Annotated in this window: 26 protein-coding genes; 12 read left to right on the plus strand and 14 right to left on the minus strand. The window is 61.5% G+C overall.

Annotated elements, in window-relative coordinates:
• Positions 1–118: 118 nt before the first annotated feature.
• From Q0887_RS08840 to gmk, 3 genes are read left to right on the plus strand one after another with little or no spacing between them, the layout of a single operon-like run.
• Positions 119–649, plus strand: coding sequence for a ClpXP protease specificity-enhancing factor SspB (locus Q0887_RS08840; RefSeq protein ID WP_299194100.1), 531 nt, complete (start codon positions 119–121; stop codon positions 647–649).
• Between the two features lie 18 nt (positions 650–667).
• The gene (locus Q0887_RS08845; protein ID WP_299194101.1) at positions 668–1,051 is read left to right on the plus strand and encodes a hypothetical protein; all 384 of its coding nucleotides are present in this window, start codon (positions 668–670) and stop codon (positions 1,049–1,051) included.
• Between the two features lie 51 nt (positions 1,052–1,102).
• Positions 1,103–1,777 carry a guanylate kinase gene (gmk, locus tag Q0887_RS08850; protein WP_299194102.1) on the plus strand — a complete coding sequence of 225 codons (675 nt, stop codon included), beginning with the start codon at positions 1,103–1,105 and terminating at the stop codon, positions 1,775–1,777.
• A 36-nt stretch (positions 1,778–1,813) separates the two neighbouring features.
• On the opposite strand, the gene Q0887_RS08855 is transcribed toward gmk, so the two are convergent.
• The 4 genes from Q0887_RS08855 to Q0887_RS08870 form a co-directional block, all read right to left on the minus strand.
• Positions 1,814–3,715 carry a DEAD/DEAH box helicase gene (locus tag Q0887_RS08855; RefSeq protein ID WP_299194103.1) on the minus strand — a complete coding sequence of 634 codons (1,902 nt, stop codon included), beginning with the start codon at positions 3,713–3,715 and terminating at the stop codon, positions 1,814–1,816.
• A 242-nt stretch (positions 3,716–3,957) separates the two neighbouring features.
• On the minus strand, positions 3,958–4,794 hold the full coding sequence (locus Q0887_RS08860) for an SDR family oxidoreductase (protein WP_299194105.1): 837 nt from the start codon (positions 4,792–4,794) through the stop codon (positions 3,958–3,960).
• 134 nt (positions 4,795–4,928) lie between these two features.
• Positions 4,929–6,080: an acyl-CoA dehydrogenase family protein gene (locus Q0887_RS08865; RefSeq protein ID WP_299194106.1), complete on the minus strand. Its 1,152-nt coding sequence runs from the start codon at positions 6,078–6,080 to the stop codon at positions 4,929–4,931.
• 3 nt (positions 6,081–6,083) lie between these two features.
• Positions 6,084–7,292 (minus strand): acyl-CoA dehydrogenase family protein, encoded by a 1,209-nt coding sequence (locus Q0887_RS08870; RefSeq protein ID WP_299194107.1) that lies wholly within the window; start codon positions 7,290–7,292, stop codon positions 6,084–6,086.
• Between the two features lie 250 nt (positions 7,293–7,542).
• Here Q0887_RS08870 and Q0887_RS08875 point away from each other — a divergent pair, with 250 nt between their 5' ends.
• From Q0887_RS08875 to Q0887_RS08890, 4 genes are all read left to right on the plus strand, one after another.
• Positions 7,543–8,955: an MFS transporter gene (locus tag Q0887_RS08875; RefSeq protein ID WP_299194108.1), complete on the plus strand. Its 1,413-nt coding sequence runs from the start codon at positions 7,543–7,545 to the stop codon at positions 8,953–8,955.
• Between the two features lie 94 nt (positions 8,956–9,049).
• Positions 9,050–10,384, plus strand: coding sequence for an acyl-CoA dehydrogenase family protein (locus tag Q0887_RS08880; protein WP_299194109.1), 1,335 nt, complete (start codon positions 9,050–9,052; stop codon positions 10,382–10,384).
• 32 nt (positions 10,385–10,416) lie between these two features.
• Positions 10,417–11,505 (plus strand): Zn-dependent alcohol dehydrogenase, encoded by a 1,089-nt coding sequence (locus Q0887_RS08885; RefSeq protein WP_299194110.1) that lies wholly within the window; start codon positions 10,417–10,419, stop codon positions 11,503–11,505.
• 243 nt (positions 11,506–11,748) lie between these two features.
• On the plus strand, positions 11,749–12,822 hold the full coding sequence (locus Q0887_RS08890) for a phosphotransferase family protein (protein ID WP_299194111.1): 1,074 nt from the start codon (positions 11,749–11,751) through the stop codon (positions 12,820–12,822).
• A gap of 3 nt (positions 12,823–12,825) precedes the next feature.
• Here the strand turns inward: Q0887_RS08890 and Q0887_RS08895 are convergent, their stop codons facing one another.
• Positions 12,826–15,213 carry a S8 family peptidase gene (locus Q0887_RS08895; protein ID WP_299194112.1) on the minus strand — a complete coding sequence of 796 codons (2,388 nt, stop codon included), beginning with the start codon at positions 15,211–15,213 and terminating at the stop codon, positions 12,826–12,828.
• A gap of 216 nt (positions 15,214–15,429) precedes the next feature.
• On the opposite strand from Q0887_RS08895, the gene dapD reads away from it, so the two are divergent.
• Positions 15,430–16,266, plus strand: a complete 837-nt coding sequence (dapD, locus tag Q0887_RS08900) for a 2,3,4,5-tetrahydropyridine-2,6-dicarboxylate N-succinyltransferase (RefSeq protein WP_299194113.1) — start codon at positions 15,430–15,432, stop codon at positions 16,264–16,266.
• Between the two features lie 81 nt (positions 16,267–16,347).
• The gene (locus Q0887_RS08905) at positions 16,348–16,506 is read left to right on the plus strand and encodes a hypothetical protein (protein WP_299194114.1); all 159 of its coding nucleotides are present in this window, start codon (positions 16,348–16,350) and stop codon (positions 16,504–16,506) included.
• 12 nt (positions 16,507–16,518) lie between these two features.
• Here the strand turns inward: Q0887_RS08905 and Q0887_RS08910 are convergent, their stop codons facing one another.
• The gene (locus Q0887_RS08910) at positions 16,519–17,853 is read right to left on the minus strand and encodes a dipeptidase (RefSeq protein WP_299194116.1); all 1,335 of its coding nucleotides are present in this window, start codon (positions 17,851–17,853) and stop codon (positions 16,519–16,521) included.
• A gap of 146 nt (positions 17,854–17,999) precedes the next feature.
• On the opposite strand from Q0887_RS08910, the gene Q0887_RS08915 reads away from it, so the two are divergent.
• Positions 18,000–18,407 (plus strand): DoxX family protein, encoded by a 408-nt coding sequence (locus Q0887_RS08915; RefSeq protein WP_299194117.1) that lies wholly within the window; start codon positions 18,000–18,002, stop codon positions 18,405–18,407.
• 83 nt (positions 18,408–18,490) lie between these two features.
• Here Q0887_RS08915 and Q0887_RS08920 read toward each other — a convergent pair whose 3' ends face one another.
• Both Q0887_RS08920 and Q0887_RS08925 read right to left on the minus strand, forming a co-directional pair.
• Positions 18,491–18,733 (minus strand): SWIB/MDM2 domain-containing protein, encoded by a 243-nt coding sequence (locus tag Q0887_RS08920; RefSeq protein WP_299194118.1) that lies wholly within the window; start codon positions 18,731–18,733, stop codon positions 18,491–18,493.
• A gap of 27 nt (positions 18,734–18,760) precedes the next feature.
• Entirely contained in the window at positions 18,761–19,351 is a 591-nt protein-coding gene (locus Q0887_RS08925; protein WP_299194119.1) for a YbhB/YbcL family Raf kinase inhibitor-like protein, read from the minus strand.
• Positions 19,352–19,590: 239 nt separating this feature from the next.
• Between Q0887_RS08925 and Q0887_RS08930 the strand changes: the two genes are divergently transcribed.
• A complete protein-coding gene (locus tag Q0887_RS08930) occupies positions 19,591–21,039 on the plus strand; it encodes a S41 family peptidase (protein WP_299194120.1) in 1,449 nt (482 codons plus the stop codon).
• A gap of 18 nt (positions 21,040–21,057) precedes the next feature.
• Here the strand turns inward: Q0887_RS08930 and Q0887_RS08935 are convergent, their stop codons facing one another.
• From Q0887_RS08935 to Q0887_RS08945, 3 genes are read right to left on the minus strand one after another with little or no spacing between them, the layout of a single operon-like run.
• A complete protein-coding gene (locus Q0887_RS08935; RefSeq protein WP_299194121.1) occupies positions 21,058–21,474 on the minus strand; it encodes a GFA family protein in 417 nt (138 codons plus the stop codon).
• Complete coding sequence (locus Q0887_RS08940) at positions 21,471–21,917, minus strand: hypothetical protein (RefSeq protein WP_299194122.1); 447 nt, start codon at positions 21,915–21,917, stop codon at positions 21,471–21,473. Before Q0887_RS08940 ends, Q0887_RS08935 begins: the two co-directional genes overlap by 4 nt.
• 59 nt (positions 21,918–21,976) lie before the next feature.
• Entirely contained in the window at positions 21,977–22,531 is a 555-nt protein-coding gene (locus Q0887_RS08945) for a fasciclin domain-containing protein (RefSeq protein ID WP_299194123.1), read from the minus strand.
• A 227-nt stretch (positions 22,532–22,758) separates the two neighbouring features.
• On the opposite strand from Q0887_RS08945, the gene Q0887_RS08950 reads away from it, so the two are divergent.
• The gene (locus tag Q0887_RS08950) at positions 22,759–23,724 is read left to right on the plus strand and encodes a patatin-like phospholipase family protein (RefSeq protein ID WP_299194124.1); all 966 of its coding nucleotides are present in this window, start codon (positions 22,759–22,761) and stop codon (positions 23,722–23,724) included.
• 3 nt (positions 23,725–23,727) lie between these two features.
• Here Q0887_RS08950 and Q0887_RS08955 read toward each other — a convergent pair whose 3' ends face one another.
• From Q0887_RS08955 to Q0887_RS08965, 3 genes are all read right to left on the minus strand, one after another.
• Complete coding sequence (locus tag Q0887_RS08955; protein ID WP_299194125.1) at positions 23,728–24,201, minus strand: DUF6491 family protein; 474 nt, start codon at positions 24,199–24,201, stop codon at positions 23,728–23,730.
• 44 nt (positions 24,202–24,245) lie between these two features.
• Positions 24,246–24,590, minus strand: coding sequence for an HPF/RaiA family ribosome-associated protein (locus Q0887_RS08960; RefSeq protein WP_299194126.1), 345 nt, complete (start codon positions 24,588–24,590; stop codon positions 24,246–24,248).
• Positions 24,591–24,933: 343 nt separating this feature from the next.
• Positions 24,934–25,149, minus strand: a complete 216-nt coding sequence (locus Q0887_RS08965; RefSeq protein WP_299194127.1) for a hypothetical protein — start codon at positions 25,147–25,149, stop codon at positions 24,934–24,936.
• Positions 25,150–25,210 lie beyond the last annotated feature (61 nt).

A 25,210-nucleotide genomic window follows, 5' to 3' on the forward strand; every position in this document is an offset into this window, starting at 1 on the left:
GGGGCGCAGCGCGCAAGCGCCTCGCAGACAAGCTTTTCTTGCATCGCACAAAAGTCCCCAACCTAATCGCATGAAATGCTTGACCAGCGACGCCTGCGCGGTCACGATTCACGGCACAATGACCGAAGACACACCCGACAGCCTGATCCCCTATGATGAGATCGTTCAAGAGGCGCTGCGCGCCGTGGTCGGCCGTGTGCTGGGCGAGATCGTGATCGGGGGCAGCGAGCTTCCCGGAAACCACCATTTCTACATCACTTTCAAGACCGAAGCGCCCGGCGTTTCGATCCCTGCCCATCTCAAGGAACGCTTTCCCGACGAGATGACAATCGTCCTGCAAAACAAGTTCTGGGAACTGGACGTGCGCGATGACGGGTTTTCGGTGGGGCTTTCGTTCAACCAGATCCCGGCCAAGCTCGATATCCCATACGCCGCGATCACCGCCTTTGTTGATCCGGCGGTCGATTTCGGGCTGCAATTCCAGGCTTCGTCGGCTGACATTGCCCCCGAAGCGCATGACGATGCGGAAAATGACGGCGAGGCGAAAAGCGCGGGCGAGGCTGCCGATGCCGAAAGCGGCGGCGATGACGCCGGCGACAACGGCGATGGCTCCAATGTCGTGACGGTCGATTTCGGCCGCAAGAAGTAGGCTGGGCGGCCCCCGCTCATGTCCGACACCGACGACACTCCCCCTACAGAGTCCGAGCCAAAAAGCCGCGAATCCAGACTTCCGCTTCCCAGCGACAATCCTGCAACCAATCTGCTGATCGCTGACATTGTCGTGCGCGGGGCATCAAGCCTGCTGCGCAAACAGGTCGAGCAAAAGGTCGCCAAGGCCAGCTCGGACACACCCGAAGATGCGAAGCAAGCGCTCGACGGGCGCTCAATGCTCCTGACGCTGGGACTGTACGGGGCAAGCAAGCTGGCGACCCGTTCGGTTTCGGGCCTTGCGATCGTTGCCAGCGGGCTGGTCGCCAAGACGCTCTATGATCGCGGAAAAGCGCGACAAAAGCGGCTCGGACGACAGAAACGCACTGAAAATGACGCGTGAAGAGCAAAGGCGCCTCTTGATTTCGCCCCGCTAATTGCGGCAACGGGGCCTATGGGCGAACCAACCACCAATTCAGGCACGAGCACAGGCTCTGGCACCGACAAGCTCCACCGCCGGGGCTTGCTGTTCATCCTCTCCTCACCTTCTGGCGCGGGGAAGACAACCTTGTCACGCATGTTGCTGGAAAAGGATGACGAGATCCGCCTGTCCATCTCCGCCACAACGCGCCCGCCGCGTCCCGGCGAAGTGGACGGCGTGCATTACCACTTCGTCTCCGATGCCGATTTTGATCGCATGGTGGAGGAAGACGATTTCTACGAATGGGCGCATGTCTTCGGCTATCGCTATGGCACGCCCAAGGGCGCGATCCGCGAAGGGTTGAAGAACGGCCAGGACTATCTGTTCGACATTGACTGGCAGGGCACGCAGCAGCTGAAGCAAAAGGACGATCAGGACGTCGTCACCGTCTTCGTCCTGCCCCCCAGCCTCAACGAACTGCGCCGCCGGCTGGAATCACGAGCGCAGGACAGCGCCGAAGTGATCGACGACCGGATGGAGCGCGCGCGGGCGGAAATCAGCCACTGGGCCGAATATGATTACGTGGTGGTCAACGACAATGTCGATGAGTGCTTTGACCGCGTCTGCGAAGTGCTCGACGCAGAACGCATGCGCCGCACGCGGCAGACGGGCCTGATCCCGTTCGTGCGCGAGTTGATGGACGGGTAGAAGCCTACTCGCCCGCTCATCTCAATTCCGTCAGGCTCAGCTCGGTTTGCGCTTGGGCTTTCCGGCGTTTTTACCTTTGAAACCGGGCTTTGACTTGCCCGCGAAGGGCTTGCCCGATTTCGGCTTGCTGAAATGCGGCTTGCCCGGATTATCCTTGCCATAGGCCGGACGGTCGCCGGACGGCTTGCCCGCTGCGCCGCCCTTATCGCCGCCATAACCGCCCCCATAACTGCCTTCGCGGCGCGGTTTGCCGCCCTGACCTTTACGGAACGGCTTGGCGTGAACCTTGGGCCCGCCGGTTTTGCGGTTCTGGCGCGCTTCGATGCGCGGACCTTCGGCGGATTCCTCGATCAGGATCGCGTCCTGTTCGTCATCGGTCGATGCGGTGCGCTCCAAAGTCTCGGCGAATTTCGGGGCGATGGTGCGGGGGATCTGGAACCAGCTCTCCTCCGGACCGATGCGGATCGCGCCAATCTCGTTGCGGGTGATGTGGCCGCGGCGGCAGATCAGCGGCAGCAGCCAGCGCGGCTCTGCATTCTGACGGCGGCCAATGCCCATCTTGAACCAGACCACATCTTCAAAGCCCGGACGGTGCTTTTCAGCCATGGCCTTTTCGCGCGCTTCGGGGGTGTTGGCCAGCAGCTCTTCGGGCTGCGGCATCTTGTCGCGGTGTGCCATGACCAGAGCGGCGGCGATGTCTTCGGGGGCCATGCGCTCCATCAGCTCTTTCGCAATCGCGCGGTCGTTCTCTTCGTACTCGGTGGGCGCGGTGAGTTTTTCCATCAAGCGCCCGTGATCTTTCTTGGCGATAGCCTCCGGCGTCGGCGCGCCGAGCCATTGGGCCTCGATCTTCGCGCCGCGCAGCATCGATTCCACCCGCTTGCGGCGGTTATAGGGCACGATGATCGCCGCCGTGCCCTTTTTGCCCGCACGTCCGGTGCGGCCCGAACGGTGCTGGAGCGTCTCGGCATCGCGCGGCGTTTCGACATGGATGACGAGGCTAAGCGTCGGCAGGTCAAGCCCGCGCGCGGCGACGTCCGTGGCAACGCAGACACGCGCGCGGCGGTCGCGCATCGCTTGCAGAGCCTGATTGCGCTCGGACTGCGAATGCTCACCCGACAAAGCCACAACGCCAAAGCCGCGGTTCTGCAAGGTCGCATGCAAACGCCGCACACTGTCGCGCGTGGCGCAGAAACAGATGGCGGATTCGGCCTCGTGAAAGCGCAGCAGATTGACCACCGCGTTCTCGATTTCCGACGGGCCAACAGTGATCGCCTGATAGCTGATATCGCCGTGCCCGCGATCTTGTCCGGTCAGCGAGAGGCGCAGCGCGTTGGTCTGGTAACGCTCGGCCAGCCGCACGATCGCGCGCGGCATGGTGGCGGAGAAAAGGAGCGTGCGGCGCGTGTCGGGGCTGGCGTCGAGGATCTCTTCCAGATCATCGCGGAAGCCCATGTCGAGCATCTCGTCCGCTTCATCCAGAACCACGCCGATCAGGCCTGACAGGTCGAGCGCGCCGCGTTCGAGGTGGTCGCGCAAACGTCCCGGAGTGCCCACAACAATCGCGGGGCCGGAGCGGAGCGCGCGGCGTTCCTTGCTCGCGTCCATCCCGCCGACACAGGTCGCAATCCGCAGTCCTGCCTTGGCATAGAGCCAGCTCAGCTCGCGGCTGACCTGCAAGGCCAGTTCGCGCGTCGGAGCAATCACCAGCGCAAGCGGGCGCTCGGTCAGCGGCGTCCCGCGAATTTCGGCCAGCAGGGCGTCAGCCAGCGCAATTCCGAATGCGACCGTCTTGCCCGAACCGGTCTGCGCCGAGACGATCAGATCGCGGCCAGCGGCGTCAGGCGCGATGGTCGCGGCCTGAACGGGAGTGGGTTCGGCATAGCCGCGCTCGGCAAGCGCTTCGCCCAAAAGCGGGGGGAGAGTTTCAAAAGACATCGGGTTTTCGCTCGGGCACCGGCACAAATGATCGCGCTGCGTGAAGAAGGCATGAGCGCGGTGCGTACCCTGCGCCGGGCTCAAGCGGGCTGCGGTCAATGCCGGTGACGCCCGTGCGCAGCCCCTTAGCGGCAAAGCAGCGCTTTGGCTTGTGTTATTTTGCACCTGCGAGATAACCCGCCAACGAAAAAGCCCCGCGGCACTGCGCGGGGCTTCTTGTGTCGTGGTTCTGACAGGCGAATTCAGCCCTTTGTCGCACCGCCGCCTGCGGGGTCTCCAAAGAGGGCCGGGATGCTGGCATTGACCACGCCGCCATCGACGGTCAGCGTCTCGCCGATGACGTAATCGCCTGCGCGGCTGCACAGATAGATTGCGGCGGCGGCCATGTCCTCGGCCGAACCGATGCGCTTGGCCGGGATCATCGAAGAGGCCGCATCGGGAGCCTTCGCGGCTGCCTTGTTCATCTCGCTGGCAAAGGCACCGGGCGCGATCGACGTCACAATGATATTGTCGCTGACCAGCCGCGCAGCCATCCGGCGGGTCAGCTGGATTACAGCGGCCTTGGAGGCCTGATAGGCGTAGGTTTCCCACGGATTGATCCGCTGCCCGTCAATCGAGGAGACGTGGATCACCTTGGCCAAATGGCCGCTCTTACCGCCTGCGACCAGTAGGTCGTGCAGCTTTTGCGTGAGGAAGAACGGGGTCTTCACATTGAGGTCCATCGTGCGGTGCCAGCCTGCCTCGTTAAATTCGAGATAGGGCTGACCCCAAGCCGCGCCTGCATTGTTGATGAGAATGTCGAGCTTTTCCTCGCGCGCAGCCATTTCATCGGCGAGCGTCTGGATGCCGTCCATCTGGCTGAGGTCGGCAGGGATGCCGATGACCCTAGGATTACCTTGGGCGTCTTCGCCAAACTCGTTGATCGTTTCCTGCATCTGCTCGACCTTGCGCGCCGAGATATAGACCCGCGCACAGCCCGCTGCGAGCAGGCCTTCGACGAACATCTTGCCGATCCCTCGGCTGCCGCCAGTGACCAGCGCAACGCGGCCATCAAGGCCGAAAAGTGATTGAATATCCATAATTCGAATTTCCCTTCTTCGTCATTGCGAGCGAAGCGAAGCAATCCATCGACCGATCATTTGGCCGCAGCCCGCTGGGCCATGGATTGCCGCGTCGCCTGCGGCTCCTCGCAATGACGAGGAGTGTGAATTAGTCAGTAACCGCTGAGCTCCGCGACGCGATTGGCGTGGAAATAGGCATCGCCCAGGAATTCCTGCAACGCCCGGTCGCGCTTCATATAGAGGCCGATATCGTATTCGTCGGTCATACCGATGCCGCCATGCATCTGCACCCCTTCGCGCACGGCGAGGCCTGCCGCCTTGGCGACCTTGGCCTTGGCGACCGAGATCATCAGATCGGCATTTTCGCTGCCCCCCGAACCGGCGGCGTCGAGCAATTGCTGCGCCTTGATCGTCACAGCGCGAGCGGTTTCAACCTCGGAATAGAGATGTGAAGCGCGGTGCTGGAGCGCCTGAAACTCGCCGATCACCCGGCCAAATTGCTTGCGCTGTTTGAGGTAGTCGATGGTCATATCCATCGCGCCGCGTGCAACCCCGACACCCTCTGCCGCAGAACCAATCCGGCCTGCATTGAGCATCGCGTTCAGCACTTCGCGCCCGCCATCGACTTCGCCGATCACCGCATCGCCATCCAGCTCGACGCCGTCAAACTTGGTGTGCGTTGCCATCGAACTGTCGACAAGGCGCACCGGGTCATGGCTCATATTGGCCGCGTCCCTTGGCACGGCAAACAAAGTGATGCCGTCCTCGTCATCATCCGCGCCGCGGGTGCGCGCCGCGACGACGAGCATATCTGCGCTCGCTCCCTGAATGACAAAGCTCTTCGCGCCGGTCAGTTTGAAGCCATTGCCCGACTTTTCCGCGCGGGTGGTGATGCGCGAGGGGCGGTGCTTGGCGGTTTCATCGACCGCGACGGCAAAGACGCTTTCGCCTTCGATCAGACCGGGCAGGTAACGGCCCTTGAGGTCATTCGAGCCGTGCCCCAGCGCGGTTGCGGCGAGCACGGAGGAGGTCAGAAACGGTGACGGAGTCAGGTTGCGTCCGATCTCTTCGAGCACGATCCCGGCCTCGACATGGCCCATGCCCAGCCCGCCATCATCTTCAGAAACGAGAATGCCAGTAAAGCCCAGCTCGGCCATCTGCTTCCACAGGCCGTGGCCGAAACCATCCTTGCAATCGCGGTCCCGCCAATGGCGCAGCTGCTTCGCGATATTGCCTTCATCGGCCATGAAACCGCTGGCCGTATCCGCCAGCATCGCCTGATCTTCATTGTGATAAAGTGGCATCGATCAGGCTCCAGGCAGGTCAAGAATGCGTTTGGAAATGACGTTGAGCATGACTTCCGAAGTCCCGCCCTCGATCGAGTTGGCCTTGGTTCGCAGCCAGTTACGCGAAGGCTTACCGCCGCCGGTATCCTCGCTTTCCCATTCAAGGCTGCGCGAACCGCCTGCCGACATCATCAGCTCGTGACGACGCTTGTTCAGCTCAGTCCCGACATATTTCATCATGTTGGGCTGAGCGGGATGGCCTTTGCCCGACTTCATCTCGTCCATGAACTTCTCGCTCATGGCGGTGAAGGCCAGCGCATCGACATCAAACATCGCCAGTTCGGCGCGCAGGACAGGATCGAGGTCATCGCCGGTCTTGCCCGAATGGCGCTTGAGCGCGGAACCAATCGCCGCGGTGCGCTCGCCGCCGCCCATGCCGGAGATCATCTCACGCTCATGCCCCAGCAGATATTTCGCCACGTCCCAGCCGCGATTGATTTCGCCGACATAGCCGGGGCAATCCTCGCCATAAGACTTGGGCACTTTCACATCGTCGAAGAAGGTTTCGCAGAACGGGCTGTTGCCGCTGATCAGCAGGATCGGCTTGGTCGAAACGCCTTCGTTTGCCATGTCGAACAGCATGAAGGTGATGCCCTGATACTTGTTCTCCTTATCCGTGCGGACGAGGCAGAAAATCCAGTCGGCGTGGTCGGCGTAGGAAGTCCAGATCTTCTGGCCGTTCACGACCCAGTGATCGCCCCCCTCGGGATCAGAAACTTCCTCGCCGAATGTCTGCATCGAGACGAGGTCGGAGCCGCTGCCGGGTTCCGAATAGCCCTGACACCAGCGAATCTCGCCGCGCGCGATTTCGTTGAGGAAGCGCTGTTTCTGCCCCTCTGTGCCGAATTGCAGCAGTGCCGGGCCGAGCATCCAGATCCCGAACGAGCTCAATGGCGGGCGCGCGCCGATGCGCGACATTTCCTGACGCAGCACTTTGGCTTGCGGCGCGGAAAGGCCTGCGCCGCCATATTCTTTCGGCCATGCGGGGACGGTGTAGCCCTTGTCGCGGCAGGCTTCGAACCAGGCCTTTTGCGCGTCGTTCTTGAAGGTCGCATTGCGCCCGCCCCAATAGACATCGTCATCATCGCGTACAGGTGCGCGCATTTCAGCCGGGCAGTTTGCCTCCAGCCATTCGCGTGTCTCTGCGCGGAAAGTTTCCAGATCGGACATTCTCGCCGACTCCTCTCAAAAATTGGCTCCCAATTGACGCTTACGTTATCGTTATTTCGGCTCTGCCCGCAAGCGATCATCCAGTGTGCCTCTGCACCATCGCCATGCCGTAGCGTCAGCGGGAATGCGTTGACGTGGATGCTCGCTCGCTTAGGCTGACGCAAAGCTTTGGCCGAGGGATGGGAGCGCCGAAAATGACCGGATTCGCAGGCAGAAACCCCGCGCCTCGCTGCGTTGCGGGAGCGCCTTTGTGAGCGTTTTTGAAGGCAAGGTGCCGCTGCGGATCAAGCTGATCCACGGCTTTGGCGCGGTTGCCTTTGGCGTGAAAGACAGCGGGTTCAGCTTCTTTCTGCTGATCTATTACAATCAGGTGCTGGGTATGGATGCGGGGCTGGTCAGCCTTGCGCTGCTGATCGCGCTGCTGGTGGACGCGGTGATCGATCCGCTGATCGGCAATCTGTGCGACCGGACCTATACGCGCTGGGGCAGGCGGCTCCCGTGGCTCTATATCGCGCCGATCCCGCTGGCCTTTGCTTGGGTTGTCATGTGGTCGCCCATGGGCGGCGAGGCGCCCAGCTTTTGGGGCCTGCTTGCGATTGCGGTAACGGTGCGGGTGCTGCTTTCCGCCTGCGAAGTCCCCTCGGTCAGCCTCGTGCCCGAACTCACCAGCGATTATGTCGAGCGCACCACATTGTTCCGTTTCCGCTTCCTGTCAGGCTGGCTCGGCGGCTTGCTGATGATGGTGCTGGCGGTCACAGTCTTTATGCCCGGAGCAGAGGGGCGGTTGCAGGCCGACGGCTATCTGCCCTTTGGCATATTCGGAGCCTTGCTGATGGCGGTGTCCGTGATCGGATCGGCTGCGGGACAGCACCATCTGGTTGCCAAACTTCCAGAGACGAAACCTCCGCCCTTCTCTCCCGCGACTGCGTTTAGCGAGATCATCGAAGCGTTCTCGCAGCGCTCGTTCCTGATCTTCGCGGGCGGCGCGCTGGCGGCCTATATCAATCAGGGCCTAAGCCTTGCGCTGGCGAATTACGTGAACCTGTTCGTGTGGGAGTTCGATGCCACCGAAGAATTGATGTGGGCAGGCGTGCTGGGCGTTTCGGTGCTGGTCATGTTCGTCGCCGTCAGCCCGATGCATGACCGCTTCGGCAAGCCATTGAGCGGCGTGATCGGAGCGCTGGGCAGCCTGATCTTCGGGCTTTCACCATACGGATTGCTGCTTCTGGGCTTCTGGCCGGAAACAGGCACACCCGCCTCCACCTATCTCTATTTGAGCTTCCTCTTGGTCGGCAATGCGATGGCTGTCATCATGATGGTGTCCGCCACTTCCATGACCGCCGAAGTGATCGAGGAGTTTGAGGAAAAGACAGATCGCCGCGCTGAGGCCGCGTTCTATTCGGGCAACTGGATGGTGCAGAAATGCGCAACCGGTGCAGGCATCTTCCTCGCCGGACAGATCATCCGCTGGTCGCAGCTTTCGACCGACGCCGAACCGGGCAGCGTGCCGCAATCGGTGATCAACGAGATTGTCATTCTCTACGGCGTAACTTCGCTCGCTCTGGCGCTGATCGCGGCCGCTTTCATTAGCAAGTTTCCGATCAGCCGCGCCCAGCACGAAGCGCGCGTCATCGCAATGACCGCCGCCCGCGCCAAAGAGTAGCCCGCACAAATGAGAGCTTGGCGCGGCTGGCGGGCCGTGCCACGGTTCGCCCAACAGATTCGATTGCAAATCAGGACTTGAGAGGAAAACCCAGATGGATTTTGAACCCACCGAACGCCAGGCCTATTGGCGCGATCGCGTACGCGATTTTATCGAGGCGCATGTCCGCCCCAACATGGGCACCTATGCCGAGCAAGACGCCGCCGGCGACCGGTGGAAGGTGATCCAGATCATCGAGGACAAGAAGAAGCTCGCCAAGGATGCGGGCATCTGGAACCTCTTCATGCCGCCGCGCAATGACGGCCACCACCACGTCGAAGAGACATTCGAGTTCGAAGGCCCCGGCCTGACCAACCTCGAATACGCGCTGTGCGCCGAGGAAATGGGCCGCATTGGCTGGGCTTCGGAAGTTTTCAACTGCTCCGCGCCTGACACCGGCAATATGGAAGTGTTCCACCGCTACGGCACGATCGAGCAAAAGGAACAATGGCTGCGCCCGATCATGAACGGCGAGATTCGCTCTGCCTTCCTGATGACCGAGCCCTTCACCGCTTCGTCCGATGCGACCAACATCGAAACGCGGATTGAGCGCGACGGCGATGAATATGTCATCAATGGCCGCAAATGGTGGTCTTCGGGCCTCGGCGATCCGCGCTGCAAAGTCTCGATCGTCATGGGCAAGACCGATCCGACAGCCGGTCGCCATGCTCAGCAGTCCATGCTGCTAATGCCGAACGACGCGCCGGGCGTGAACATCATCCGCCACTTGCCGGTCTTTGGTTATGACGATGCCCCACACGGCCATATGGAAGTGGAAATGAAGGACGTTCGCGTTCCTGTCACCAACATGCTGCTGGGCGAAGGCCGCGGGTTCGAGATCGCGCAAGGCCGCCTCGGCCCGGGCCGCATCCACCACTGCATGCGCACCATCGGCGTCGCTGAAGAGGCGCTGGCCAAGATGTGCCGCCGCCTGCAAGAGCGCGAAGCCTTCGGCAAACCGATCTACAAGCACTCGGTCTGGGAAGAGCGCGTTGCGCGCGCCCGTATCGACATCGACATGACCCGTCTGCTCTGCCTGAAAGCGGCCGACATGATGGACAAGGTCGGCAACAAATCGGCCAAGCAGGAAATCGCCATGATCAAGGTGCAGGCCCCCAATATGGCGCTGCGGATCATCGATGATGCGATTCAGGCCCATGGCGGCGGCGGTGTGTCGAACGATTACGGCCTCGCCAGCGCCTATGCCCACCAGCGCACCCTGCGCCTTGCAGACGGTCCGGACGAGGTTCACGCCCGTTCGATCGCGCGCATGGAGTTTGGCAAGCACGTTCCGGTAGAAGGCCCCACGGCCAATGCCCTGCGCGGCGGCTCAGGTGGTGCAGCCAATGATGGCGGGTTCAGCTCGGGCGATATGGGCGCCACGCGCTAAGGCTCTGATAGCTCTGGAAGGAAGTGCCTGACATGGCAAAAGCAGCAATCCTGGAAACACCGGGACAGGGTCTGGTGATCGGCGATGTAGATATCGCCGATCCCATGCCGCACGAGGTTCTGATCGACACCAAGGCCTGCGGGCTTTGCCATTCGGACCTGCACTTTATCGACGGTGCCTATCCGCACGCCATGCCCGCAATTCCGGGGCATGAGGCAGCAGGCGTAGTGCGCGCGGTTGGCTCTGAAGTGAAGACGGTGAAGCCGGGCGATCACGTCGTCTCCTGCCTCAGCGCCTTTTGCGGCCAGTGCGAGTTTTGCGTAACCGGCCGCATGGCTCTGTGCCTTGGTGCGAGCACAAGGCGGGGCAAGAATGATCCGCTGCGCATCACCCGCAACGGAGGCGAACCGGTCAACCAGATGCTCAACCTGTCGGCGCTGTCCGAACAGATGCTGATCCACGAAAACGCCTGCGTTTCGATCGACAAGGACATGCCATTGGACCGCGCGGCGGTGATTGGCTGCGCGGTGACGACAGGTGCGGGCACGATCTTCAACGCCTGCAAGGTGACGCCGGGCGAAACCGTTCTGGTGGTCGGTTGCGGCGGGGTTGGTCTGGCGACGATCAACGCGGCCAAGATTGCCGGTGCTGGCAAGGTGATCGCTGCCGATCCGCTGCCTGAAAAGCGCGAGCTGGCCAAGGTGCTGGGCGCGACCCACACCGTCGATGCTCTCGCGGACGATGTGGTGAAGCAAATTCACGAGATTTCCGGCGGAGGCGTCGATTGGGGGATCGAAGCGGTGGGCCGTCAGGCCTCTGCCGATCTCGCGGTAGCCTCGCTGAAGCGCGGCGGCACCGCGGTAATCCTCGGCATGATGCCGCTCGATTGCAAAGTCGGCCTTGGCGCGATGGACCTGCTGGGCGGCAAGAAGCTGATGGGCGCGATCATGGGGATGAACCACTTCCCCGTCGATCTGCCGCGTCTGGTTGATTTCTACATGCGCGGTTTGCTCGACCTCGACACGATCATCGCCGAGACGATCAGTCTGGATGATGTGAATGCGGGCTTCGACAAAATGCGCGCGGGCAGCCATGCGCGCAGCGTGGTGGTGTTCGACTGACTGTAGAGGGTGCGTGTGCGCGCTTTCCTACACGCCGTTGCTGCGGTAAATCCGCATGCGGTCGGTCACCGGAGGAAAGCGTGACAGCGCCTTGACGCTAAGGTTACACATTGCACCGCGCATTTTGCGCAAAAACGGCGGAATTGTGCGGCTTTGCGGGGGCGGGAAAGTTTTTCAAAAGCATAGGATGCGCGGTCCAAGTCTGCGCGCGAAGTTACGAAATTGGGTAGAGGGAAGGCCAGCATGACCGGCATTGATTTTGACAAGGAAATGGTGGGAACCGTCGAAGTCGAGGAGCGCGACAAGCTCGATCTGGACGCGCTGACCGCGTGGTTTGAAGCCAATGTCGAAGGCTATGCCGGCCCGATCAGCTACACCAAGTTCAAGGGCGGCCAGTCGAACCCGACCTATAAGATCGAGACGCCTGAAACGAACTACGTGCTGCGCCGCCAGCCTTTCGGCAAGCTGCTGCCATCCGCGCATGCCGTGGACCGCGAATATGCCGCGATGACGGGCCTTCACCCCACCGGCTTTCCGGTGCCCAAGACTTACGGCCTGTGCGAAGACCCCGAAGTGATCGGCTCAAAATTCTTCGTGATGAGCATGGCCGACGGGCGCTCGCTATGGAACGGCGCGCTGCCGGGAATGGAGCCGGACCAGCGGCGCGAAATCTATCACTCGCTGATCGACACGATGGCCGATCTGCATCTCAACAGACCCGATGAAATCGGGCTTGGCAGTTACGGCAAGCCGACCGACTATTGCGCGCGCCAGATCGCGCGCTGGTCAAAGCAGTACAAGCTCTCCGAAACCGAGCATCAGCCCAAGATGGAGCGGCTGATCGAATGGCTACCGCAAACGATCCCGCCGCAGCATGAGTCGAGCGTGGTTCACGGCGACTACCGGCTCGACAATGTGATCTTCCATAAGAGTGAGAACCGCGTGATTGCGGTTCTCGACTGGGAGCTTTCGACGCTGGGCGATCCGGTTGCGGATTTCAGCTATCTGATGCTCAACTGGTTCCAGCCCTCTGATGGCCGCGCGGGTCTGCTCGACCTCGATCTGGAAGAGCTTGGCATTCCCACGGTCGAGGAAGCGGTTGAGCGCTATGTCGCGCGCACCGGCTATCCGGTGCCGCCGATGGACTGGTACTTCGCTTACAACCTCTTCCGGCTCGCGGGGATTATGCAAGGCATCAAGAAGCGCGTGATCGACGGCACGGCCTCTTCGGCGCACGCAAAGTCGATGAGTGAGCGGGTGCTGCCGCTGATCGAGCGGGCCTATGACTTCGCGATCTCGGCGGGAATGCCCGAGTAAGCGCTAGAAGCTTGAGCCCAGCGTGATTAGCGCGCCGACATCGTCTGGCGTGCGGGCATAGTGCCCGGGCTCGCTGCGGTAGTAGATGCTGGTGGAAAGCGTGCCGATGGCGACCTCGCTGCTCCAGTTGAGCTCGCCGATCAGCTCGCGGCCCTCGGGCGATAGCGAGAGGCTCTGGCGGGAGATAATCGCGCTTTCGCTGGCATAGTCATAGGCGGTGGGCAGGTCGAAATGGACCGCCCCGCCGGTGACGCGCAGGGGCTGGCTGAGGCGAAAACCGATGCGGTCGCGGCGGGTGAATGCTCCGCGCTTCGTAAGGTCGAGCGACCAGCCTTGCGTGGTGATTTGCGAGCCATCTCCGACAAACGCATTGCCGCGCGGACGGGTCAGGCCGATACGATAGGCCCCGCCCAGCCGCCAGCCGCGGCCCAGCTCTGCGCCCAGCCGCGTGTCGAGGAACACACTGTCCGCGCCCTCCAACCCGAAGGCCGGATTGAAATGCGCACCCAGCAGCGTCTGCTCTTCGGCAAGCCATGACAGCGAAGCGCTCGCATCGAAGCTGCTCCAACTGCGGTCGAGAGCCAGAGCAAAGGTCGAGGTCGGACGCCGCTCGCGCACACCGTAAACGATGTCGCTCGCGCGGCGGTTGTCGGAGAGCCATGCCCGTCCGCGCTCGGCCGAGACAGTCAGGCCCCAACCTTCGACCTCGTGACGCGCAGCAAAGGCCAGCTCGCTGCTCGCGAGAAACCCGACATCGCGCCCGGGCTCTGGGGCGATACGGAAAGCGGGACGCGATGCTCCTTGCATCTGCGCAACCAGCCCCCCTGCCCCTTGCGCAACGGCAAAGCCGACCTGCGTGTCAGGCGCGATCCGCGCGGCGACCTTGGCCGCCAGCACGCGCGCGCCTTGTGCATCGGCCACGCTCAGCTGCAATTGCTCCGACCAGCCAAGCCCCGCTGCAAGCTGCCCTTCGCCCACGGTCACAGCCAGCGACAGCGCGTCATTGCCTGCCGCGCGCGAATAGCCCGCCCGCTCCACCGCACCGCGCAGAAGCTGCATCTGGGGCGCACCCCGCGCACGCTGCGCAAGGTCGAGCTGGTAAGCTCGGTCATAGCGGTCGGTGATGATGGCGGTGAGGCTCGCCGAAGACAAAGCGTCACCCATCGCCGCCGAACCCAGCGCGAAGTCATCCGCCAGCGCGACCTTGTCAGTTGAACCGGCAAGCGTCGTCGTCCCCTGCGGCGCGAACGCAGCAGCAATGTCGAGAATGCCGGTGCCAAACACGCTGTCCGTACCCGAGACCCCGGCATCGCGCGCGGTGTCGAGCAAGATCTCGACGATCTCCTCACCCGTCAGATTGGGAAAGGCCTGCGCGAGCAAGGCCACCGCCCCGCTCACTTGCGGAGCCGCAAAGCTGGTGCCGGAGAACAAAGTGACGAACTGCTCGCCATTGATCGTCTCGACGAAGATCTCGCCATTGTCATGGACGCAGCAAATCCGCTCACCGCGCGCAGTGATATAGGAGCCCGCCAGATTGCCTGCGCGGTTGCTGAAGCCTGAAAAGTCGCCATTAGCGTCGACCGATCCGACGATGATGACATTGCCTCCCCCCGCTTCGAGCAAGCTTGCGGCAAAGGGATCGGGCTGGCTGGGATCGACCGAAGGATCGCTGCCATTGCCCCCATTGCCTGCCGCGACAACCACCACGATCCCCGCATTGGTCGCGCGCGTGATCGCGGCGCGCAATTGCGGCGTGGCGCTATCACCGCCCAGGCTGAGATTGATCACCGTCGCTCCGCTTGCGATGGCATGGTCCACCCCGTCTGCAATCGCGGCGTCGGTGAACAGGCAATTGAGCGAGGCGTCTTGCAGCGTGTCGGCTCCGCAAGATCCGGGCATGTCCGCACGGATTGCAAGCAGCTGTCCGTCAAAGGCGATGCCCAGAATGCCGTTGCCGTCGCGCGCGGCGGCTGCGACCAGAGCGACGTTGGTGCCATGATCATCCTCCGGATCGATCCCGCGATTGCCTGCAATATCGATCGAGTCCGGGTGAATGCGTCCGGCAAATTCGGGGCTGTCGCTGTCGATCCCGGTGTCGATCACCGCGATGATCTCGCCCTCACCCGTCGCGCCGTCACGCCAGGCTGCCTCGGCTCCGTGGAATTCGGCGCCGTCAGAGCGGCGGAATTCTGACGTGTCGAAATTGACCGGCGGAGGAGGCGGGGGCGGAGGAGGCGGCGGGGGAAGCGAGGAAACACTTTGCGCGCCTCCACCACCACCGCCGCAAGCGCTAAGCGCAGCGCATGCGCAGGCCGCAGCAACCACTCTCCAGTTAACCGGCGCGCTTGCTGGCGAGGCATCAGACAATTGCCGTTCTGACTGATCTGGCATGTGCACTATCCTTAACAGCTGCCCCCAAAGCGGCTCTTGCACAGGCTGATGGTTAACCCGCTTACGAGACCCTTGGCGCTTTCCCCTATCGGGCGGCCATTCGCCGCCATGCGATGCAAGCTTGCCGCCTTGCGCCTTGCTCGCTAGCAGTCCCTTTCAATCACACGGGCCGCTCGCATCTCAGCGTCTCATTATGGGTCTTCCGGCGGAGTACTTATGACCAACACCCTCATCACGCAGATCGAAGAAGCATGGGAAGCGCGCGCTGACATCACTCCGGGCAGCGACATTCGCCACCAGGTGAGCGAGGCTCTGGCCATGATCGACAGCGGAGAAGCGCGCGTTGCCGAGCCTGACGGAGCGGGCGGTTGGAAGGTCAATCAATGGCTGAAAAAGGCGGTCCTGTTATCCTTCCGTCTTAACGATAATCGCGTGATGGAAGGCGGTGCGGGCGGCGAAGCGGCCTTTGACAAAGTGCCGCTCAAATTCTCCGGATGGGGCGACAACCGTTTCCGCGAAGCAGGCTTTCGCGTGGTCCCGGGCGCAGTGGTGCGGCGCGGCAGCTTTATCGGCAAGGGCGCGGTGCTGATGCCGAGCTTTGTGAATATCGGGGCCTATGTCGGCGAAGGTTCGATGATCGATACATGGGCGACCGTTGGCTCCTGCGCGCAGATTGGCGCCAATGTGCATATTTCGGGCGGAGCGGGGATCGGCGGAGTGCTTGAACCGCTTCAGGCTGAGCCTGTCATTATCGGTGACGGCGCTTTCATCGGCGCGCGCAGCGAAGTCGCCGAAGGGGTCCGCGTGGGCGAAGGCGCGGTGCTGTCCATGGGTGTCTATCTCGGCGCGTCGACCAAGATTATCGACCGCGCTACCGGCAAAATCCATATGGGCGAAGTGCCGCCCTACGCCGTGGTCGTGCCCGGTAGCGTGCCCGGCAAGCCTCTGCCCGATGGCACGCCCGGACCTTCGCTTTACTGTGCGGTGATCGTGAAAACAGTGGACGCGCAGACGCGTTCCAAGACCGGGATCAACGAACTGCTGCGTGACTAAAGCAGTCGTCTCACTTTGGATTTTGCAACCCGCTGGCGTATCAGCCTTTATCTGCTAAACACTCGATCGAGGGAGACTACGATGTCCAATACCGACGAAGACGGCCGAATTCATATCGAAGATGAGGATGCGCGCGGCGGAGAAACCTCCGGCCATATGCGTTATGTGCTCGGGATCGGCCTGTTCATCGCGATTGTTGCGATGAGCCTGGTCTGGATCATTCCCGCTCTCTACGGTTAAGGGCGCGTCCGCTTAATCCTCTGACGGCAACAAGGTTTCGATCGGAGGCTCAGCCGAGACGCGCGACGCGTAAAGCTCCGCCTCGCGCAGGACGCGGATCGCGTTGCGGCTGGCGATCAGCTCCATTTCGACCTGCGAGTATCCGCGCCGCGCCAGTTCGGCGAAGAGCGCGGGGTATCCGCTGACATCCTCGAAGCCCACAGGGCCGCTCGGCATACCGTCAAAGTCAGCGCCGATGCCGATATATTCGACGCCGATCAACGCGCGGATATGGTCGATATGGTCGGCCATATGGCTGATCATCGTGGCGGGTTCGGGGTTGGCTTCGTCCCATTCCGCCATTGCTGCGTCGACCACATCGGGCTGACCTTGAAAGAGCGATTGCTGGCGCGCTTCCTCGGCTTCGCGAGCGGCAAACCATTCGCGCCGCTGTTCGTTGAGGAAGCCCGGCAGCGCCACGACCATCACGATCCCGCCATTATCCGGCAGGCGCTCAAGCACGCTGTCAGGCACATTGCGCGCATGGCCGTTGATCGCGCGGACGCCCGAATGGCTGAAGATCACCGGAGCGCGCGCCACATCCAGCGCATCGTGCATCGCTTCCTCGCTGACATGGCTCAGGTCCACCAGCATGCCGATCCGGTTCATCTCGCGGATCACATCCATGCCGAAATCGGTGAGGCCGCCATGTTCGGGATCATCGGTCGCGCTGTCGGCCCAGGGCGTGTTGCGGCTGTGCGTGATCGTCATATAGCGCGCGCCCAGCGCATACATCTGGCGCAACACGGCAAGGCTCGATCCGATCGAATGCCCGCCTTCCATGCCGAGCAGTGAAGCGACGCGGCCCCCAGCCATGGCCGCTTCAACCTCGTCGGCGGATTCGGCAAAGGCCAACGCTTCTGGGAAGCGATCAATCAGCCGCTTGGTCACGTCGATCTGCTCGATTGTCATCTGCACCGCTTCGGCTTCGGACAGCGAGGCAGGGACATAGACCGACCAATATTGCGCGCCCACGCGCCCTTCGGAGAGACGAGCGATGTCTGTGTGCATCACCCGGCCTGCGGGGTGAGTGACGCCCGTGCCGGTGGTGTCAGCAAAGTCGAAACCGTTGATCTGATTGCCGAACCGCGAGCGCAGCTGGATCGGAACATCATTGTGCCCATCGAACACCGGAGCCACTTCCAACGCTGCCAGAGCCGCCTGCATCGCCGGGTCGGGAGCTTCCTCGACCTGAGCATCGACATTTTGCTCTTCCTCCTGCGCAGCGACCGGCATGGGCGTAAACGCCAGACTTGCGGCGAATGCGATAGCGGATGCGGAGAGCGCGGCTTTGCAGGCAAGTTGCATGTTGTGAAAAACTCCCGTTAGTGCCCCGGTGAATTCAGCGACCTTGCGAGAATTGGGGCAGGTATGAACACCACGAATAGCGCGGCGATACGGATCGAACAATCGGGCTTGGGTCTGGTCTGCAAGGCAGCCAAGGGAACAACCTCGTGATCCGCGCCATTCTGCGCCTGCTACTCGCGGTATTCTACGCCTTTGCGGGCGTCATGCATCTGGCGGAGCCTGCACCTTTCCTGACGATCATGCCCTCCGCCGTGCCTTGGCCCGAAGCTTTCGTGTTCTGGACCGGAATTGCCGAGATCGTGGGTGCGGTCGCTCTGATCCAGCCCTTCCACCTCAAGCTGAGGCAAGCAGCAGGCATCGGCCTAGCGCTCTACGCGCTGTGCGTATGGCCGGCGAATATCAATCATCTGGTGATGGATTTAGCGCGCGAGGATGGCGGGCTGGGCCTCGCCTATCATGTGCCGCGCATGATCGCCCAGCCTGTGATCATATTCTGGGCATTGTGGGCAGGTGAAGTGGTTTTGCGAAATTCCGCCCCAACTTACAAAAGCTAAACCGGCGGCGCGCATCCACTAAGTGAACGCCCACCGCCGGTCAGCAAAGGTCGGGCCATCAGGCCCTTAGAACCGTGAGGCTCTTAGCTGAGGTGCTTGGAAACCGCAGCCGTCATCTTGAACATCGAGATCTGGTCTTTGCCGATCACCGCGCCGAGCTTGGCATCGGGATTGATCTGACGCTTGTCCTTCGAATCCTGAAGGCTGTTCGCCTTGATGTATTCCCAGACCTTCGAAGTCACCTGAGCGCGGGTCATCGGACCTTTGCCGGTCACCGCTTCAAGCTCGGAAGTAAGGTTCACTGGTTTCTGCAGTGCATTTGCCATGGTTAGTCTCCCTTAAAAAATGGCAGGTTATTCTAATTCTTCATCTTCCCACGCTCCATCATCGGCAGACGTGCCGGTGAACGGGGCGTAGAGGACGTCGCATGCGGTAACGAAGCCCTTGATCGAGCCAATCAGCTCATCACGGCTCGCGCCGGGCATGAGCGTCAAGGGCAGATCGGTTGCGAAAATCTGGAAGGCGTAATGGCGCGTCTCACCCTCAGGCGGGTCAGGTAGCAGCCATTCGGAATTGCCATGCGCGTTCTTGCCAGTGCGCGGCGGCACTTCGCCTTCAAGCAGCTTGCCCTTTTGCCCTGCAAGTCCCCAGACGAGCCAGTGGCAAAGCGGTTCAGCGGACGGATCGGTCGCATCTTCGACGATCACGATCAGCTCTTGCGATCCCGGCGGGGGCCCACTCCATTCGAGCGGCGGCGCGACCGCGTCTTCTTCCTTGGCGGTGAAGCACGGGTCAAGTTGTTCACCGGCGTCGAAGGCTGGGCTCGAAAGCGAAAAACCGCCGCGACCAAGCGTCTTCGCCTCCCCCAGACTTGCAATCGCAAGGCCAGGGTGGCGCGCTGCCGGGGGCAGTTTGGACGCGAGCCAATCGGGCAGATCAGGCATGATTCTGTCTCTTCATCCCCTCGTAGCTAGTCCGATACAGGCCCCAAAACGAGGGAGGCGCGCCCGATTTGCCCCGCTTTCTGCGGAAAACTTGCAAAAACTCGTGTGTTTTCAGCCCTAGCGTTCATCGCAGAGCCAGTGGACAAGCTCCAAATGCTTGCTGATCACGGGCTAACATTGCATGCTCAGCGTACTGCCGGGGGGGCAAAATTGTTTAATTCTTTGATCGGAGTCGCTCCTTGCTCAAGACGCCCAATTTGCCTCTCGCCGGGCGCACAGCGCTTTCTGCCATGCTCGCCATTGCCTTGGCTGCGTGCGGAGGCGGTGGTTCCAGCACCCCGCCCACAGGCGGCGGAGGCGGAACGCCAACACCAACTGGCACTTGCTCGATTGCCAACCAGATCGCCTTCGCCGACGATGTGCTCAACGAATGGTATCTGTTCCCGAGCCTGCTCGACAACAATGTGAATCAGGCGAGCTTCAATTCGGTTCAAGCGTATCTGGACGCGCGCGTAGCGCCCGCCCGCGCGCAATCTCGCGACAAAGGGTTTACCTTTGCGACCTCGATTGCGGAGGAGAATGCGCTGATCAATTCAGGATCGAGCGCAGGCTTTGGTATCCGTCTGTCGTTCGACACGGTAAACAACCGCCTCTTCTTGTTTGAAGCCTTCGAGAATGCGCCAGGCTTTCAGGCAGGGATGGATCGCGGAACCGAAATCACCGCCATTGGTACATCCAGCGCCAACCTGCAGAATGTCAGCGCGATACTGGCAAGTGGGGGTCCGCAGGCGGTGATCGACGCGCTTGGCCCATCCAACGCCGGGGTCAGCCGGGTAATGCGTTTTACCCAAGTCGATGGGACAGTGGTCGAAGCGACGGTCACCAAGGCCGACTTTGCGCTTGACCCGCTGTCTGATCGCTATGGCGCGCTGATCATCAATGATGGCGGCAAGAATGTCGGCTATCTCAACCTGCGCACCTTTATCGTCGCCGATGCCGTGCCGCAGCTGCGCGATGCCTTTCAGCTGTTCAACACCAATGGTGTGGACGAGCTTATCATCGATTTCCGCTATAATGGCGGCGGTCTGGTGAGTGTGGCGGAGACCATGGGTGATCTGCTGGGCGAAGGCCGAGTGGGTCAGCTCTGGAGCCAAACAGTGCTGCGCGAATCCAAATCCTCGGAGAATTCGAGCGAGTTCTTTGAAAACGAGGTTCAGGCGCTCCAGCCCAGCAAGATCGCCTTTATCACCACCGGCAATTCAGCCTCGGCGAGCGAGTTGGTGATCAATTCGATGATCCCCTATCTCGCTGCAGACTCGATCGCGATTGTCGGCAGCAACACTTCGGGCAAACCTGTGGGGCAGTTCGGCTTCGACTTCGACGCCTGCGACTTGCGCATACGGGCGGTGACGTTCCAGACGCTCAACGCCAATGACAATGGCGACTATTTCACCGGCCTTGCGGGCACGGTCCCCAATTCGTGCCAAGCCAATGACGACATCACAATGGCATTGGGCGATGCGAATGAGGCTTCGGTTGCAACCGCGCTCGATTTCCTTTCCGGAGGCAGCTGCACCGCGATCAGCAAGTCGGGATCGGACGGATTGGCTCAGCGCGAGGCTGTGCGCGAGACGCTGCAACCCGAAGAGCCGAACGTAGCGCAGCGCGAGATCCCCGGCCTTTACTAGGTCGGGGCAGCCGTCAACCTACAACCCTTCAGGCACAGTTTCGAAGGCTGGCAAGTCGCCTAAATCCACCCAATCCTGCTTGCTCTTAGTGTAGCAATGGAATGCCGGCTGGAGCTTTGAGGTGTCGTCGAGCGTGCCGGCCTTGATGAAAATCAGGCCGGGCGTCTCCAGACGGGTGAATACCGGTGAGCCGCATTCGGGGCAGAACTGCCGCCGCACCGTCGCGCCGCTATCGCCGGTGTCGTTATAGGTCTTGATCTTGCCGCTATGCTCGACCGCATCTTCGGACACACCGATGATGATTGAAAGCGTACTGCCCGCCTGCCGTTGGCAGTTCTTGCAATGGCAAGTGACGCACATTTTAGGCTCTTCGCTCAACGTGTAGCGAACCTGCCCGCACAAGCAGCCGCCGGTTTGATGGCCATTCTCGCTCATGGGTTTTCATCTCCGGTGAAGGGCTCATCGCTGGTGTAGGCGCAGCCTCTCAGAGTCAGCTCCCCTATGCTCACCGTTGCGGTGTAAGGATAGGTGCGGTCGCTCATCGTGTCGCTGCAATCGCCGGGTGTGAGTGCGATCTGCACCGCTTCGCCTTCGAGCTCACCGTTAAAACCGATACCGTTGTTTCCGGCAAAGCGTTCAACCGCAAAGCTCTCGCCATCGATGTTCTCAGGCGTTGAATAGCGCGCGGTGAAGCCGTCGCTCTGCGGCTCGATGTCGACGCCCCAGAAGGGTTCAGCACCTAACAGCGAGATGCTCGCCTCTGCGGCGATGCCGTCATAGGGTTCCGTATCGCGCGTAATCTCACCCGCAGGCGCGGTGCAGGCGGTTGTCAAACTGGCTGCACCAATCAGGCAAGTCTGCAAAACTGTCTTGATCATCGGGTTCTCCTCACGATCAAGTGTGAGCATTGAGAGAGCGCAAGGTCAATGACGAACTCTCACGGCAAAAGCACCGCATCGATGATATGGATCAGACCGTTAGACGCCTCGACATCGACCGCGCTGATGCTGGCCGTGCGCCCGGTCGCACTGGTGAGGACAATCGCTCCCTCTTGCAGGCTTGCGGTAACAGCGCCTCCACCAAGAGTGGTGATCGTGTGGCCATCATCGCCCGCTTCCTCAATCGCCGCAGAGAGCGCGGCGTAATCAAGTCGGCCCTCGACGACATGGCCCTCCAGGACAGCGCGTAATTGCTCGCCGCCACCCGCAGCAAGAGCGCCCTCGTCCGCAAGCGCCGCGAACGCTGCATCGGTCGGCGCGAGGATCGTGAACGGCCCCTCTCCCGCCAGCGTTTCCCCAAGACCGGCATCCGCGATCGCCTGTGCAAGCTGGGACAGCTCGCTATCGCCCTGTGCGACCTCGATCAGATTGGCGGAATTGGTCGCAACTGCGATCGAACTGTCATCAACGGGTCCAGCATCGTCGTCGCCTCCCGAACAGGCAGACAGCGCCAACGCGAGAGCGGAGGTGAGGATAAGGGCTAGGCGGGTCATTGGCATTCCTTTGCATTTCGCAGCTCGCATACTTCCTATACGCGGAAACTGTGTGCGAAGTTTCGTTTGGCCGCGATACCGCTGCGCTTGTTTGAGTCCAAATAAGCCTAATCGCGCAAGGTAGGAAAGCGGCGAGGGTTCTTGCCATTTGCCGCATAGGTGCAATCTGACCTAGGCTTGCGCGCTATATTGCGTACTCGAACGTAAGCTCGATCAGGGGAAATGAGATGGCAGGAGGACTGGCTTTAGCGCTCAGCGGCGGGGGTGCTCGCGGTGCGTTTCAAGTGGGCGTGCTCGATGAGCTTATCAATGTGAAAGGCGTCGAGTTCGAAACCGTCACAGGCACATCGACCGGCGCGATCCAGGCGGCAGCCGTCGCGCAGAAAGAGGTCGAGCGGCTGGTCGAATTCTGGCTCGGCATCACCGGCAATTCGTCGATCTACAAAGGGTCTGACAAGCTGCTGTCGGTCGCCTGGGCATTGATCCGCGGGAAAGAGGCACTGTTCAATCCCGCCCCGCTCCGGCACCTGCTTGGCGAATTCTACGACGACGAAGCGATCAAGAACTCCGGCATCGCGCTACGGATGGCGATCGTGAACATCGCCAATGGTGATCTCAAGATGGTGCCGGGAACTGCGGGGCATATCGCCGATTGGGTCTATGCCAGCTCTGCTCAGCCCCCCTTCTTCCCGCCGCTGGTCGACAGCGAAGGCAACAAGTGGGTCGATGGCGGCATCCGGGACTACATTCCCCTGCGCGCCGCACTAGAGCTTCGTCCGCGTGCTGCTCTGGTGGTCCGCGCTGAGGCGCCGCTTCCGCCGTCACTTGAGAAGTTTGACGACATTCTCGAGATCGGCCTCCAGTCGGTCGAGCTGATGATCCGCGAGGTCGGGCGCGGCGATGAGGCGAACGTAAAGCTGATGAACCAGCTGCTCGACGCAGCCGATGCGCAGCGCGCCAAGCTCACCGAATTGAGCATGCCCGCTGACCAGATCGAGCAAGTGATGGCCCCGATTGAAGACCGGTTTGAGGAGCACTTCTTCTCCCGCGCCATGGTGATCGAGCCGCCGACTGAGCTTTACGAGAGGCTCGAATTCGACCCTCCGCTGATCCGCGCCAATATCGAGCGTGGGCGCGAGGCAGTGCGGTGCAGGTGGAGCGAGATCGCCGCATTTCTGGGCGTTCCCGAGTAGCGTCTAGTCTTGTGCAGGCAGTCGCGAGCCGTCTTCACCGCGCTCGATCTTGCGCACCATCGTTACATGACAGCGGTCGGCGATCCCCCCATCAGGCACGATGATGTCGACGTCCAGCCCGTCGCAAATGCGGCCCGGCCCGGTCTGCACAAAGCGGATCCCGCGGGCAAAGCGTAGGCCCGGACAGCGCCGCAGCAGCTCGAACTCGTAGGTATCGGAGGCTCCGACATCGACCAGCAGATGCGTGTCGACACGCTCACCATCCTCGTCGCGCGCATTGCGAAAGCCGGTGACTTGGCGAGCGAAGAAGCACTGGCGTGCGCTTTCCTCGGGCGTTTCCAGCGATACCGATTTTGGTGCATCACTCGTGCGCGCCTCCGCCACGGCGCAAGCCGCCAGCAGCGGGGTCAGCGCCAACGCCGCGAGCGCAGCCATAGGTTTGAGCGTCGGGCGAGCGTGAGGGGTTGCAGTATCCATCACCGTAATCTCCGCCATCGATCCTGAACCCGCACTGAGTCTACTCAAAGCACCTTGTCGGGGCGCGGTTCGTGCTTGTGCTTCTCGCTTTTGCCAAAGTGGCGTTCGAGCCGCTGTACCATCGTATTGGCCGCCTTGCGGGCCGCATCGTCCACCTTGGAGGCATGCTCGGTCACGCCGATCGGACGGCCGCCGCGCGGGCGCGCTTCGACCATGCAGGTCTTGTCATCGGCCCCGTGCTTGTGCGCATTCTCGTCCGACACATGCACTTCGAGCCGCGTTAGTCGCTCTTCAAAGCGGGCCATCTTCTCGCGCATCATCGCCTCGATCCGTTCTGCAACGTTCTCGGTGCCCATAACGGAGCTGTCGGAGTTGAACTGGAATTGCATCTTGGCGATCTCCTCGGTTGTATTGGCTTACCCACTCGATGTGGGGAGGCAGTGCGGTGCGCGCAAGCACTATCGCGGCGATAGGTGGCTCTGATGCGGCCTCGCGCAACCCCAACATGTCCTACACTGTGTTTACAGGCACTTAAGCGAGACATAGCTGAGACATGGCCCGAGACATGGACCGCATGTTACACGGTCCTGAGGCAAAATAATGGCGCACTCGCGAGAGCGCGCCGATCAGCGTTTCAATTGGAGGATAAGCGCACAAAACCATACGCTGCAATTAGCGCAGATCGGGCGATGTAGGAAAGCGCGGGGGCGAGCTAAACCGTCCCTGCCAGCTCTAGCTGTTTTGCAAAGCCTCGGCAGCGCGGCGTTCAGCGCGTTCGGCATCGGCCTTGTCGCGGGCGATCACGGTTTTGCGCGCCTGCTCTGCCAGCTTGCGCCAGCTCTCTTCTGCGCGCAGCTCACGCTCGCGCACATTTTCAAGGTCGGCCTCTTTCGCACGGGCGGCAGCCTGCTCGGCGCGCTCATTATAAAATTCGTAAGTCTGGGCCATCTTCGGCCTCCCCTTCTATAAGTGCGATTGACGGTGGAAAGAGAATGGGGCGCGCGCGAGC

It is taken from the genome of uncultured Erythrobacter sp., assembly GCF_947492365.1.
Taxonomy (GTDB): Bacteria; Pseudomonadota; Alphaproteobacteria; order Sphingomonadales; family Sphingomonadaceae; genus Erythrobacter.